At 62.8% G+C, this 13,050-nt stretch carries 14 protein-coding genes; 6 read left to right on the top strand and 8 right to left on the bottom strand.

The annotated features are described in order from the left end of the window. The first annotated feature begins 36 nt into the window (after positions 1-36). Complete coding sequence (locus KIT79_13285) at positions 37-1,044, top strand: nucleotidyltransferase family protein (GenBank protein MCW5830277.1); 1,008 nt, start codon at positions 37-39, stop codon at positions 1,042-1,044. On the opposite strand, the gene KIT79_13280 is transcribed toward KIT79_13285, so the two are convergent. Continuing rightward, complete coding sequence (locus KIT79_13280; GenBank protein ID MCW5830276.1) at positions 1,041-1,628, bottom strand: ATP-binding protein; 588 nt, start codon at positions 1,626-1,628, stop codon at positions 1,041-1,043. The two genes, KIT79_13285 and KIT79_13280, sit on opposite strands and share 4 nt — an antisense overlap. A gap of 12 nt (positions 1,629-1,640) precedes the next feature. After that, positions 1,641-2,156: a PilZ domain-containing protein gene (locus KIT79_13275; GenBank protein ID MCW5830275.1), complete on the bottom strand. Its 516-nt coding sequence runs from the start codon at positions 2,154-2,156 to the stop codon at positions 1,641-1,643. A gap of 174 nt (positions 2,157-2,330) precedes the next feature. Here KIT79_13275 and KIT79_13270 point away from each other — a divergent pair, with 174 nt between their 5' ends. The 3 genes from KIT79_13270 to mpl are packed head-to-tail and all read left to right on the top strand — an operon-like array spanning position 2,331 to position 5,757. Continuing rightward, on the top strand, positions 2,331-3,263 hold the full coding sequence (locus KIT79_13270) for an LD-carboxypeptidase (protein MCW5830274.1): 933 nt from the start codon (positions 2,331-2,333) through the stop codon (positions 3,261-3,263). Further along, on the top strand, positions 3,260-4,360 hold the full coding sequence (locus tag KIT79_13265) for a beta-lactamase family protein (GenBank protein MCW5830273.1): 1,101 nt from the start codon (positions 3,260-3,262) through the stop codon (positions 4,358-4,360). The genes KIT79_13270 and KIT79_13265 overlap by 4 nt, the downstream gene beginning before the upstream one ends. A 32-nt stretch (positions 4,361-4,392) precedes the next feature. Further along, positions 4,393-5,757: a UDP-N-acetylmuramate:L-alanyl-gamma-D-glutamyl-meso-diaminopimelate ligase gene (mpl, locus tag KIT79_13260; protein MCW5830272.1), complete on the top strand. Its 1,365-nt coding sequence runs from the start codon at positions 4,393-4,395 to the stop codon at positions 5,755-5,757. 13 nt (positions 5,758-5,770) lie between these two features. On the opposite strand, the gene KIT79_13255 is transcribed toward mpl, so the two are convergent. Continuing rightward, positions 5,771-6,148 (bottom strand): response regulator, encoded by a 378-nt coding sequence (locus KIT79_13255; GenBank protein ID MCW5830271.1) that lies wholly within the window; start codon positions 6,146-6,148, stop codon positions 5,771-5,773. Between the two features lie 131 nt (positions 6,149-6,279). On the opposite strand from KIT79_13255, the gene KIT79_13250 reads away from it, so the two are divergent. Both KIT79_13250 and KIT79_13245 read left to right on the top strand, forming a co-directional pair. Next, positions 6,280-6,834 carry a DUF4124 domain-containing protein gene (locus KIT79_13250; protein MCW5830270.1) on the top strand — a complete coding sequence of 185 codons (555 nt, stop codon included), beginning with the start codon at positions 6,280-6,282 and terminating at the stop codon, positions 6,832-6,834. A 6-nt stretch (positions 6,835-6,840) separates the two neighbouring features. After that, positions 6,841-7,416: a hypothetical protein gene (locus KIT79_13245; GenBank protein MCW5830269.1), complete on the top strand. Its 576-nt coding sequence runs from the start codon at positions 6,841-6,843 to the stop codon at positions 7,414-7,416. 3 nt (positions 7,417-7,419) lie between these two features. Here KIT79_13245 and KIT79_13240 read toward each other — a convergent pair whose 3' ends face one another. The 5 genes from KIT79_13240 to KIT79_13220 all read right to left on the bottom strand — a co-directional run bounded on the left by KIT79_13240 (position 7,420) and on the right by KIT79_13220 (position 13,047). Continuing rightward, positions 7,420-8,955 (bottom strand): hypothetical protein, encoded by a 1,536-nt coding sequence (locus tag KIT79_13240; GenBank protein ID MCW5830268.1) that lies wholly within the window; start codon positions 8,953-8,955, stop codon positions 7,420-7,422. Positions 8,956-8,975: 20 nt separating this feature from the next. Next, the gene (locus tag KIT79_13235) at positions 8,976-9,878 is read right to left on the bottom strand and encodes a carotenoid biosynthesis protein (GenBank protein MCW5830267.1); all 903 of its coding nucleotides are present in this window, start codon (positions 9,876-9,878) and stop codon (positions 8,976-8,978) included. Positions 9,879-9,953: 75 nt separating this feature from the next. After that, positions 9,954-10,904 (bottom strand): AEC family transporter, encoded by a 951-nt coding sequence (locus tag KIT79_13230; protein MCW5830266.1) that lies wholly within the window; start codon positions 10,902-10,904, stop codon positions 9,954-9,956. 86 nt (positions 10,905-10,990) lie between these two features. Beyond that, a complete protein-coding gene (locus tag KIT79_13225) occupies positions 10,991-11,917 on the bottom strand; it encodes a hypothetical protein (GenBank protein MCW5830265.1) in 927 nt (308 codons plus the stop codon). Then, positions 11,914-13,047 carry a glycosyltransferase family 4 protein gene (locus KIT79_13220; GenBank protein MCW5830264.1) on the bottom strand — a complete coding sequence of 378 codons (1,134 nt, stop codon included), beginning with the start codon at positions 13,045-13,047 and terminating at the stop codon, positions 11,914-11,916. The genes KIT79_13225 and KIT79_13220 overlap by 4 nt, the downstream gene beginning before the upstream one ends. Between the last annotated feature and the right edge of the window lie 3 nt (positions 13,048-13,050).

Raw genomic sequence — 13,050 nt, 5'->3', positions numbered from 1 at the left:
TGGTGCTGAATGCCATGATTAGGCTCACAGTAACCTATGGAAAACAAAGACAATTTTGCTTCACAGGGCGCGGTTGCGTTCCAGTCTGAGCCGGGCGATTTTAATCTGCTGGTGAAGATCCTGCGGGGGGTGCTTTTCCCGGTTCCTCCCCGTCCGTCCCTGTTTCAGTCTGCTACAGGTCACGGCCTTGCCGGGCCTGTTATGGAACGGGTTGACCCCTCCTCGCCGCTGCTCCGGTCGATCCGGGCAAGAACCGTGCTTCAGCTCGACGTCGCCTGTGAGCTGCTGGAGACTGCCGTGAGCAGCCGGATTCCCGTCGTACCGCTCAAGGGGACCGATCTGATTGAGCGTCTGGGCATCGACCCGGCGATGCGGCCCATGAGCGATATTGACCTGATTGTACCCACGGATTTCCGGGCCGACATGGCGCTGCTAATCCGGCAGTCCGGTTATGAACTGATGGACACCAGGGCTGACCGGCTCGACCGGGAACAGGAGGGGCCGTGGCGGTTTGTCCGTACTGATGGGGATTTCCGCACGGTCGTGGAGCTTCACGACCGGCCATTCGCCGGGAGCCCGCTCCGGTTTGCGGATTTTGTTGTGACGAAGGATGCAGGACGGCCTGTGCTTACGCCGGAGGCGGCGCTCTACTGGCTGGCGAGGAACGCCGCCTGGCACGGTTTCAGTGAACGCCTGCTGTTCCTGTACGACCTGGACCGGTTTCTGCGCCATCCGGAGACAGAGATTAGCGCTGCCGCATTTGAGGTGCTTGCCGGCAAGAGCGGTGAGAAGCGGCTTGTCATGCTGGCGCTCGGGGCAGCGGCGAGCCTGCTGGGGACGCCATTGGGAGAACTGGAACACGGCAGTGTTGCCGGTGATGACCGGCTGCTTCGGCGCTGCACCATGGGCCGTGCGCCGCTTGGCTTCGGACCGCGCAGCCTCTTTCCCATTCTGCTTCTGGACCGCCCGCAGGACCGTTTCAGGGAGCTGTGGTACGGGCTTCGGCGCACGCTCATTGGCGGCGCCACCGGCCGGAGCGGCTAGGCCGTCATCGCCTGCTCGACGATCCGTAACACCGCCGAGATTTTCTCGCTGAAGGCGCGCTGGTTGGGGATGACGGTCATCGCCGGGTGCTTCTCCCACAGGGCTCGCGTCAGTTCGTCAAGATGCCGGGCTTCTGCCCAGGTTTCTGTTCGGTTTGGATTGCGCTTGCCGTGAATCAGGTAGGCTTCTTCTCCGGCGCTCTCCAGATAGATGACCTGGTGATAGCGGCCAAGTTCAGCTTCAAGGGAGGTCTGCATGGTCTGGAAAAAGGCGTCGGGTCCATCGGGCCAGTAGGCCGCGCCGTCAACGGTTCCGCGATCCAGGACCAGAAGCTGGTTTGGATGGTGGGCCCGATAGACCACTTCCAGTTCGTTCTGGACCCGGTACACGCTTCGCTGAAGCGCCGCCCGCGATTCGCGTTCCGGCCACCGGGGAAATCCGCCGTTGAACAGGGTCGAGGCGGCCTCCGGCACAACCACAATGTCGCCGGCATAGGCCCGCGAGAGGACTTCGGCGATGGTCGTCTTGCCGGCGCAGGGGCCTCCGGTCAGGACAATTTTCTTGGGCACTTTTCTGGCACTCATCGCCCGCGCCTATTAACCGTTCGCGCTGGCGGAAACCACTTTTCGCAGACGGAAACTCTCCAGTTCGATTGTCACCAGGCTCCTCAGGGTTTCCGCCGAATAGTTCCGTACCGGCAGGTATGTGTGGGGAATCAGCCTGTTGACCGTGTCCCAGTCTACATCGAACTTGCTCAGTTCGAACTGGAGTCTGCGGAAGTGCCGGAATGTGGACCGGACGTATCCATCGATGATTTCACGGTTGGAAAGCGAAACAACCGTGAAATCCACCCCGAATCCGTTGCCGAGTCCGGCGGAAAGGGAGAGAAGGCGGACGATCTTGCCGTTCACCCGGACCGGTTCGGCGGTTTCCGGCAGCGTTATTTCCAGCTGGACACGGCGGCCAGTCTCCACCGGCACGTCGGAAATGACGAGTGCGCCGCAGAGTGAGATATCCCGTAGCTCGGCTTCATAGGTTTCGTCCTCATAGGTGAAGGATAGCGGGCGCAGCACCTTCATCCTCATGTACCGCCGGTCAGTTATTTCAGGCACGGCAGGGCTCCAGCCGGAAACTGGCGGCAGGCAGTCCCGCCATCCGGCCTGGGGAGGCCGGAAAGATTTCCCGGCGTACACGGGTTGTGGACATCGAAAGGATTTTATACGATCAGGACTGTTCGTGCGACAGGATATCAGGCCGGCCGGGCCCACGGCAGGGGTGTCAGGGATTTGAACCGAAAACATGTGCCGGTTCCGCTTTCGCCGGGCGACCGCGTCGCGCTCGTTGCGCCCGCCGGGTTCGTCAAGGCGGCGAGACTTGCCGCTGAAATCAGGTATCTGGAAAGTCTCGGACTCAAGGTGACGACCCGGCTTCCGAGAAAACCGGACCGCTATCTTTCAGGTTCAGACACGCTTCGGGCGGACGAGTTCCTCGGATACTGGCGGGATCCGGGGATCAAGGCGCTGTTTGCCGTGCGTGGCGGATTCGGCTGCGCCCGGATCGCGCCGCTGCTCCAGAGTCGGCTCGGCGGTCAGGCCAAGCTGTTCGTGGGTTTTTCGGACAACACGGTGATTCATCAGGTACTGGCAGGTGCCGGAACCGCATGGTCCCTGCATGGGCCCCATCCGGCCCAGTTCGGAAAGCCGGTCCATCCGGCCACGCGGCGGCAGTATGAAAAACTGCTGTTCGGGAAGCTGGAGCCCGGCGCATCGCTTGGCCGGGTGAAGCTTCTTTACGGTCCCGGCGGGAGAACAGGGAAACCGGTGCAAGGCAGGCTCACGGGAGGAAACCTGGCCGTGCTGGCCTCCCTTTGTGGAACCGGCTGTCCTCCGCGGCTGGGCGGCATTGTCTTTCTTGAAGACGTGAATGAGCAGGCCTACCGGCTTGATGCGTTTCTCACCCAGCTTCGCCTGAGCGGTGCTTTCCGGGGGGTGCGGGCGCTTGTGCTGGGCGACTTCAGCCCACCGGCAGGTGCAAGACGGTACCGCCAGTCGGTCGAGGAACTGATGAAGTCCGCCGGTGCTGAACTGGGAGTGCCGGTCTGGACGGGCTTTGCTGCCGGGCACGGGCGGCGCAACCTCGCGCTTCCCCTGGGCGCAGAGGTGGCTGTGGGGGATGGACGCCTGCAACTCGTTCGTCCGCCGTGGGGAGGGGGGCGTTGAGCGACTGGGGCCGTCTGGAACGGGTGCTGGAGGAGGTCGTCTCCGGCGCGGCAGCTCCGGGGATCGTTGCCGGGTGCTGGCAGGGCGGTGAATGCAGGGTGAGTCTGGCGAGGGGCTTCCTCTCGTCCGAACAGGGCGACAGGAAAGTCACGCTGGGCACGCTGTATGACCTCGCTTCCCTTACCAAGGCGGTTTGCACGGCTCCGCTTGTCTGGCTTCGCGTACAGAGTGGCGAATGGGGTCTCGCTGACCGTCTCGATGATTTTTTTCCCGAACTGAAGGGCGAGCCGCAGGGCGCGATCACGCTGGAACAGCTGCTCCGGCACACGTCCGGCTATCCGGCCATCATCCGGATGGACCAGATGGACGCCAACGGTCCGGAGGGCGCATATCACCTTGCCAAGTTCACTCCGCTCGAAAACGAGCCGGGCAGGGTGGTCTGCTACTCGGATGTCGGGTATCTGGTGCTCGGCCATTTGCTTGAAACGGAAAGCAGGAAGGGACTAGATGAGCTTTTCCAGTCGGAGATTGCGGAGCCGCTGGGCGCCGATGTCCCCTCGTTCAGGCCGAACGGAGTCGGCCCGGCCGCGACGAACGGCATTGCGGCGACTTCGGTGCCGGAAGGCTTTCTCCGGCCTCTCTATGGTGTGGTCGAGGACGAGAACACGCGGTTCCTGGGCGGAGTGAGTGGCTCGTCGGGCCTGTTCGGAACAATCGACCAGCTGGCCAACCTCGTTCTGGAGTTCCGCAGATGCTGGATGGGAACCGGACGCCTCTTTTCACGACAGTTTCTGGAAAGCGTCTGGGCGGTTTCGCCCGATCCGACCGGCAACACCTGGACGGCGGGATGGGACACGCCTTCCGATACTGGTTCCACCGCGGGGCGGTACTTTTCGCTCGAATCGGTGGGGCATCTTGGATTTACCGGAACCTCGCTGTGGTACGACCGCCGCAGCGACGTGATCGCGCTGGTCCTTTCCAACCGGGTGTGTCCAACCCGGTCCAATCCCCGGTTCGGCCCGTTCCGGGCGAAAATTCATGACACCATCATGGAAGTTCTGGGCTATACGGATCCCCGGCCCAGGAGGTATCCGTGAAAATCCACCTGATTGCGATTGGCGGCACCGCGATGGGATCCCTTGCCGGCATGCTGAAGGCTACGGGCCATGACGTGCGCGGCTCGGACCAGAATCTGTACCCGCCCATGAGCATCCAGCTCGAAGCGCAGCAGATACCGGTGTTCCAGGGTTACCGGGCGGAGAACCTGTCGTGGAGCCCCGAACTGGTGGTCGTTGGCAATGCTGTTCCCCGAACCAACCCGGAAGTCGAGGCCCTGCTCCAGTCGGGTATCGAATACTGCTCGATGCCGCAGGCGCTGGGGCGGTTCTTCATCACGGGCCGCCACTCGATCGTGATTGCCGGGACACATGGCAAGACGACGACAAGCGGGCTTGCCGCCTGGCTGACGGTTTCGGCCGGTCTGGATCCGGCGTTCCTCGTGGGTGGCGTATTGAGGAATTTCAACGCCAGCTACCGGACCGGAAAGGGACCGTGGTTCGTGGTGGAGGGGGACGAATACGACACGGCGTTCTTCGACAAGGAGTCCAAGTTCCTGCACTATCAGCCCCGGACGGCGGTGATTACCTCGTGCGAGTTCGATCACGCCGACATCTTCAGGGACATTGATGCCATCAAGGCGGCCTTCCGGAAGTTCGTGTCGCTGGTTCCGCAAGACGGAACCCTCGTCGCCCACCATGACGATCCCAACGTGCGGGAACTCGCGACGGGATGCCCCGGCCGGGTCCGTTACTACTCTACCGACGATCACAAGCAGGAGTGGTGGGGGCGGATCGTATCAGCGAGCCCCGTGCATTGCCGGATGGAGGTCTACCAGAACGGAAAGCTCTGGGCCCAGGTGAACTCGCCGCTCTTCGGCACCCATAATCTGAAAAACATCCTGTCCATCGCCGCCGTGGCCGATTCGATCGGCGTAACTTCAAGGCAGTTCCGCGAGGCGCTGGAGAGTTTTGAAAGTGTCCGCCGGCGGCAGGAAGTGATTGCCGACATCGGCGGTATTGTGGTGATCGACGACTTCGCGCACCACCCGACGGCGGTGCGGGAGACGATCCTCTGCATCCGGATGCGCTATCCGCTGAAGCGGGTGTGGGCGGTGTTCGAGCCGCGCACCAACACCTCGCGGCGGAAGGTATTCCAGAAGGACTATGTGGAAGCGCTCCGGCTTGCCAATCAGATCATCGTCGCGCCGGTGGATAACCCCGGCAAGGTGGATGAAAGCGAGCGGTTCTCGGTGGAACAGCTCGTCGCCGATCTGGCGGCAAGGGGCGCCAGTGCCCGGACCTTCCCCAGTGTGGACGCGATCGTCGCCGCCGTCGCCAGCGAGGCGAAGGAAGGGGACGTTGTCCTCATCATGTCGAACGGCGGGTTTGGCGGAATCTACGCAAAACTGCCGGCTGCTCTGGAATCCCGGCGCTGAACAGCAGGCGGCATCAGGCGAGATCCGGAAAGATATCACGCACGGCGGCGAGCAGTTTTGCCCGGTCGAACGGCTTGGCGACGAACCCGTTGGCCTTGAGTGCACCGCCCAGGATCTCACGGTTGATCTGGGTCGATTCGCCCGAAAGGATCAGGACGGGGATTGATTTTGTCTTTTCATGTCCCCGGATCCGCTCGCATGCCTCGAATCCGTTGACATTGGGCATGCTCAGATCGAGCACGATGAAGTCGGGTGACTCCTTGAGGGCGAGCCGGAACGCTTCCTGACCGTCCTCCCCTTCGATGCACTCGAATCCCAGCGACTTGAGCGTGACCGAAACGAGCAGCCGGATCGAAGCGTCATCATCGACGACCAGGGCCTTGCGCGCCATGCCAATACCTCTTCTTCCGGGCCTCACCTGTGCTTTGAGCAGCAAATTCACTACCGAAAGGGACCGGAACTGTCAATTTGGGATCGTTGCTGGCGGTTGCCGCCTCCGCTGAAAGGGCGTACATTTGGAGCATGATGAACAGCACACGCAGGATTGGCATCAGCCTTATTGCCGTATTGTCCGGGTTTTGCCTGGCATCGCCCGCCTGGGCGGCGCTTTACCGTTACACCGATGACGAGGGCCGGACCCACGTCGTCGAATCGAGGACGCAGATTCCCGAACGGTACCGGGACAAGGCGGTGGAGATTCGCGGCACACCTGCCCAGCAGCCGCTGGTTGCGCCGCAGGCCCCGTCCGGGCCGGACGACGTCCCGCCGGCCGAGGGTACGCCTAAACGGGTTGGCATTGATGTCGATTCCGACGGAAACGGGCCGGAATACTGGGCGTCACGGCTGAAGGCGATCAGGGACCGCGAGGCGCAGATCGATGCACGGATCAAGGAGATCGAGGATATGGGCGATATCGGGACGGAGCAGTTTGCCAGTCCCGCCGCCATCCAGCTCGGATACAACCTGGGCAAGGAGAAAGAGGAACTCCTGAAGGAAAAGGCCGAGATACCGAAGAAGATCGCCGGTCTCCGGGAAGAAGCTCGCCGGAAAAATGCTCCGCCCGGCTGGCTGAGGTAAGTCAGGATGGGCGCGGCGAGAGTGTGGTGCGCCGGCGCTGCCCTTGTGCTTCTGGCTGCCAGCATTTCTCCGGCCGCGATGTACAAATACACCGACGAGACCGGGACCGTTCATTTCGTCGATTCTGAAGAAAAAATCCCTCCGCGTTACCGGAAAAAGGCGGCTACCCATTCACCAACGGTCAGGGTGCCATCGCTCCAGATCGGCGATGAGATCCAGTCGCCCCGAAAGTCCGAATCCCCGCCAGTGCCACCGGAAAATCCGCAGGTGCAGCCGCCCCGTTCCATGCGGATTGAACTGGACGTTGGCCCGGCCGGCCCCGCCGCCCGTGGACCCGTGATGTCGGGGCGCGAATTCTGGCAACGGCGCAAGAAAATGCTTCAGGAGAAGATAGGTAATCTGGAGAATGGCTGCAGCTACTGGACCCGTCTGAATGCCGAAACCACCGACAACGCACGGAAGGCCGCCGCTGCTGCCGAAGCGGACCGCCAGTGTGGAGAACTGACCCGCGCCCGCGCCGATCTGGACCTCCTTCCAAGGGAGATCCGGGACCAGGGCGGGGATCCGGCGTGGCTCAGGTGAGTTTCAGTATCCCTTTTCTTCCGTGGCATCTCCGCCCGTGTCCGGTTCCCTTTCCGGCGGCGGCGCGTGAGGATCGCGGGGGCGGGCTGACGGACAACTGGCCAGTCCGAGCATCTTTTCGTAGTTGAACTCTTTCTGCTCGTGGAACTTGCCGTGACAGGCAAGACAGGTTTCCTTCGCGACCAGCTTACCGGGTTTGTAGGCGAGCACGTCCCTGACATGGGCTGCGGCAACGCCATGGCACGCCTCGCACTGGACACCGGCAAAGAAGGCCGGAACGACGCCACCGTCGTAGCCTCCCGGCTGGTTGTATCCGGTCGAGTGGCAACCGATGCAGGTCATGTCGGTGTGGCTGTTCATCTGTTCGAGCGTTGCGTAAGCCTTTGAGTGGGCGTGCTGCTGCCACCAGTCGTACTGCATCTGGTGGCACTTCTGGCAGCTCTGTGCGCCGGCGTAGACAGGCCGCTCCCGGGAGGCGGCAAGCGCTGCCCGCCGGCCGAAGGTTTCGATCGATTCGGAAACCATCCGTTTTTTCATGTCGTCAATGAGCCGGCGTGTCTCCGGGTCCTCGCCCGTCATGCGGGAGACAGGGATCAGTTCCAGCCGGTAGTGATTTGCGCGCTGGAGGGCCTTGCCACCCGCGGCCTCGCTTCCTTTTGGGGAGACAGGCGCGAAGGGCGAACCCGCTGCGGCAATATCGACATTCAGCCGTGCGACGTGACGGCCCAGCGTGGTGGCGGCAGCATTTACCGATCCGCCATCCAGCGGTTCGGGGAAACCCATCTGGTCGAACTGCGAGCCGAGGAGCAGCAGCGGGCCGAGTTCCTGGCCGATCCGTTCGTGGGTGAGGTGCCGGGCGTGGGACAGCACCAGTACGAAATCATGCTCTTTTCGGAGACGCGGCAGGAGTTCCCTGAGTGCGTCGGCCGGCGGGATGATACGGAACCCGGCGGGCGGAGACACCTGCGCGTCACCGGTTTCGGCGATGCCTGTGATGGCGATCCTCAGCCCGGCTCTCGTCACGGTGACATGCGATGGTACCACTGGACGGCCATCGTCGCCCACGACGTTGGCGGACAGGACTGGCAGGCCAGCCGCCCGGATGATGGAAAGGGCCTCGGATGCGCCACCTTCCAGATCGGGGACCGACAGGTTGAAGGCGTCTATGCGCATTCGCGAGGTTGCATTGGCAAGAGTCGCCGCCCGGAGCCGCCGCTGGGGGCGTTCCAGGTCGGTTGCCGGTGTGGCGGGATAGAGCAGGTTCCCGTAGTCAACGAACAGGTAGTGATCGGCGAACCGCTGGCGGGCTTCGCTGATAATGAGGGCCCGGCGTGCCAGTCCACCCAGTTCTCCCTGCGTGCATCCGCAGGGCTCGACAGTGCCGCCCACGTTTCCGGTCATGTCGATGATCAGCGGCCGGGATCCGGCCGGCAGGGTTGCGGAAGGAGAGTGGGGCGGGGCGGACGCGGGACAGCCCGGAAGGGTTGACAGGCAGATGGCCAGAACAGGCAGCGCCCACCGCTGGTTAAAACGGTCCATTGTGCGAAAAGTATAGCTTCTTACTGTGCCGGTTTCGAGCCGTGTGTTCCTGAATAAGGCCCGTCCGGGTAACACCGCCTGACGATGGGCGACTCAGGCCAGGCGTCGATGAAGGCGGCCACATCGGCGCGGGCGGCGGCCGACTCGGGCCGCGTGGCCCGGATCAGGTAGAGCCAGATGGGGGTGATCCAGATGAAGGCGCTCGCCCAGAACAGGGTCAGATCGCCGATCATCAGGGTGATCGTGAGGCCGAAACCGATGACACCGACGAAGACAAGCGGGCCCAGCAGCCCGCCAAAAGGCAGCCACCGGATGCCGGTCTCATTGCCCTTTGCTGCTGGCATCGCGTACCGCTCGATCAGTGTGTAGGCCGTTAGTGTCGAGATGCCGACAAAAACCCAGCCCATGTAATTCGTGATAGGTACATCGAAATGTTCGCCGCCATTCGGGTAGTAGTAGATATCGCCCAGAAACCACTTGTCGCCCTGATGGGTCAGCGGATCAATGATCACATCGATCATCATCATCAGGAACGCCGCGAGGATCAGCACCCGCGGGGAGCGGCGGAGTTCGGGGGTTTCCAGTCGCTGGAAGTCCGTCCGGCTCCGGTGCAGGGGAGCCCAGAAGAGCATCGCCGTCGTCCATGAGAAATACGACAGGAACGTGAACGAGAGGCTGTCCCAGAAAGGCACTCCCGCGATCAGCAGTTCTCCCTGGAGATTTTGTTCCTTGTAGTGGTAGAGGCCAAAGGGGAAACCGTTGCGGATGGAACTCGCCTCGCAGGCGAAGGCGATTACCCAGCCCACGGCGGTCCAGACCAGCGTACGGTTCAGGCCGATATGGGTGATGGCGGCGATCAGGTAGACGGTGAAGAAGACAAATACATAGGGCCGCCTTATGACCGAATAGATCAGTTCATCCACTGGGGAAAACCTCCGGAACGGGAGCAATAAGCGTCCGGCCACCGGGCTTCAAGTGGGATGGTACGGGTTTCGCCACTATCCAAAAACGAGAACGAGGACCGGGCAGACGGCCACGAGGAATATCGCGGTGGTCCAGACGAGCAAGGCGGCTGCGAGCCGGGGGTTCAGGTTGAAAAGTGTCGAAATCACCACCGAGAAGATCGCTGCCGGGCAGGCCGATTCGATAACGACGACCAGCAGGTCGTTCTCCTCCAGGCCCATTCCGAAAGCCATCGCCACGGCGATAGACGGCATCAAGATGAACTTCGTCGCCGATGCCGCCCAGACCATCCGGCCGTGGGCGCGGAGCTCGCTCGCCTCGATGCTGAGGCCAACTCCAAACAGGACCACAAGAATTGAGAGTGGCGGTGCGGCCTGCAGGTAAACCGCGACCGCCTCCGGCCGGGCCACATCCAGCCGGTTCAGCAGGAGTCCGAGCAAAAACCCCGGGAGCGGTATGGCCCTCAGATCAGTTACAAGCTGCCAGACGGCACTGACCGGTGCAAATGACAGGTGTTCCGATTCTCCGCTGGCCCAGCGGGCGATGGGAAACAGGAGGCCATAGACCGTGACGTTCCAGTACAGGATGAACACGACGGAGAGCGCAAGCCCCGTCTCACCCGCCAGCAGGAAGCAAAGGTACCCGCCGAGAAAATATCCCTGGTTTGAGAGCGCCCCGGTGGCGGCAAGCGTTCCCAGGGAAGGCCGGTCGTATCCCCAGCGGCGGCCGAGCATATAGAGGGCCAGAAGTCCGGCAACGGAAATGACCAGTCCGATGAGTGGCAGCTTCAGGTGGCCCGGCTGGAACTTCATGCCCCAGCCGAGGGCCATGTAGATCGGCGTCTCGAAGCCGATCAGCGAGATCCAGAACACCCGCCGGGCCAGGTCTGGTCCGGGGGCCATGCGACGCCGCCAGACGTAGCCGGCCACCAGCGGAAGCAGGATCGTCAGTTCGAACACGGCAAAGCGGAGCAGGGGATGTTCCATCAGGTGGGAACCGGGCCGCTTTCTGGCGGATTACCGGCGGGCGGACCATGTATCAGCGGCAGGAGCGGTTCAAGAGGCGGAGCTTTTCAGGATGCGGTCCAGGCTGCCTTAATGAACTGCCGGGCGGCCGCCGCCCAGGTGCGGGCAGTTACCCATGCAGGTTTTATGCGTGGTGCCTTCAGGGCTGCATCCAGTGCGGTACGCGCCCCGTCAGCGCGGTCGAACCAGAAGACTCCACCGGGGAACCGGGCCTCGCAGCCGGGGAATCGCCTGGCTGCTACCGGTATCCCAAGCGACGCTGCTTCGGCGATGGCAAGCCCGTACCCTTCGTCATGGCTGAATGAAATGAATGCGGAAGCGCGGGCCATGAGGGAAACAAGCGCGTCAGGGCTGAACCGGCCAGTCGTAACAAGCCTCGGCAGGCCGGATTCACTTCGGTGCCATGCGAGAAGCTCAGGGGTCGCCTTTCGGGGAGTCCGGTCCCCGGCCGCCACCACATAGGGTGATTCGGTATCCGGTGGTTCCGGAGCGTGTGAGAGAAATTCGTTGCCTATACCCCATGGAATGACGTGGATGCGTTCTTTGAGACCGGGGGCGAGTTCCGCCAGGCTGCGCCTGACTTCGGCACTCGGAACGATGACCAGACCGGCAAACCGTGCGGCCCATTCAATACGTCGTCGCTGGTTTCCTCGCTCAAGGGATTTTGCCGATTCTGGCCGAACCAGCGCGAAGGTATCGTGGATGATGATCGCGGTCTTGCGGGCTTTCGTCGCAACGGGCCAGATCTCGCCTGCGATATAGAGCGAATCCTGCGGCATGGCGGGTGCAGGCAGGAGTATCCGCCGTGCCAGTCCGGCGGCCAGTTTCAACCGGTTTGGAGCGGGCAGGGATGGGCCCCATGTCGCGACGCGTATGCCGGAATCCCGGAGGGCCGAAAGCAGGCCAGCCGTCACGCGGGCGGGACCGCCGGACTGCGCCGAGAAATGAAGCGTATCGGCAAAGACCGTGTTCACGATCCGGCGGCCTCCAGAAGGATATCGAGCGTTTGTTTCGCCGACATTTCCCACGAGAACCGTCTGGCGGCGAGGATCCCTGCCTGCGCCAGCTCGCCGCGAACCCCGGCATCGGTGGCAATCTCCCGGAATGCGCCAGCCAGTGCGGTCGCATCGCCCGGCCGTACCCACCGGGCAGCGGAGCCCAGGGTCTCTGGAAGCGGTGGCGTGCGAACGGCAGCAACCGGTATCCCGCTGGCGGCGGCTTCCAGTGCCGGCAGGCAGAATCCCTCGAATCCGGATGCAATCGCCAGAAACTCCGCCTGACGCATGAGAACCGGCATAGCCCGTTCCGGGAGCCAGCCGAGCCAGCGGGCCGTTCCGGTGCGGAATGCCGGATGAAGGCGAAGCGTTTCCAGCGCAGGGCCCGGCGCGCCGGTCATGACAAGCGTATGCGTCCGGTCCAGGCCGCTGGCGAGAAACGCATCGCAGACGATATCCAGATGCTTGTGAGGACGGGCAGCGGCTACTGACAGGATATACGGCCGTCTGATGCCCAGTTCATCCAGTGTCAGGGCATCCGATGCGTCAGTATCCTTCTGCCGGGGATGAAACTCTGGCCCTGTGCCATGGGGTACCACCCGGATGTGATCGGGTTCGGCCTGGAATGTCTCGCAAATCGTCCGGCGGGTTTCTTCCGATGGCACGATCAGCTTCGCTGATCTCCGGACGGCCAGTTTGGCAGTAACTGCAAGTGCCACGCGCTCCGGGGTGGTAAAATTCGTTGGCAGGTAGTGGTACTGCAGGTCGTGGATGAACGTCACCTGAGTGCAGGGGGCCGCGGCCAGCGCCGTTCCGCCCAGATTGAGGAGCGCTGCGTTCCCGTCCCGGCGAAGCATCAGCGGCAGCAGGGTTTGCTCGGCGAGCGTCCGCCGTACCCGGTGTGCGGCCTGGACGGGAAGCGGCCGGACAGTGACTCCGGGCATACTGGCAAAAAAACCGGACACTTCGCTGCCTGTATATACGTTCCAGGTGCGTCCCGGTGTCAGGGCGGTCAGCCTGGGCAATAGCTCCCGAAGGTGGACCTCAGTCCCGCCTACGAGGCCCGGTTTGAGGAACAGCGCGTTCACGCCGAACGGACGCGCAGTCATGGC

This window comes from Deltaproteobacteria bacterium, assembly GCA_026129095.1.
Classification (GTDB): Bacteria; JAGRBM01; JAGRBM01; order JAGRBM01; family JAHCIT01; genus JAHCIT01.
The sequence above is the reverse complement of the archived record's forward strand: the minus strand, read 5'-3'. Positions and strand labels throughout refer to the sequence as shown.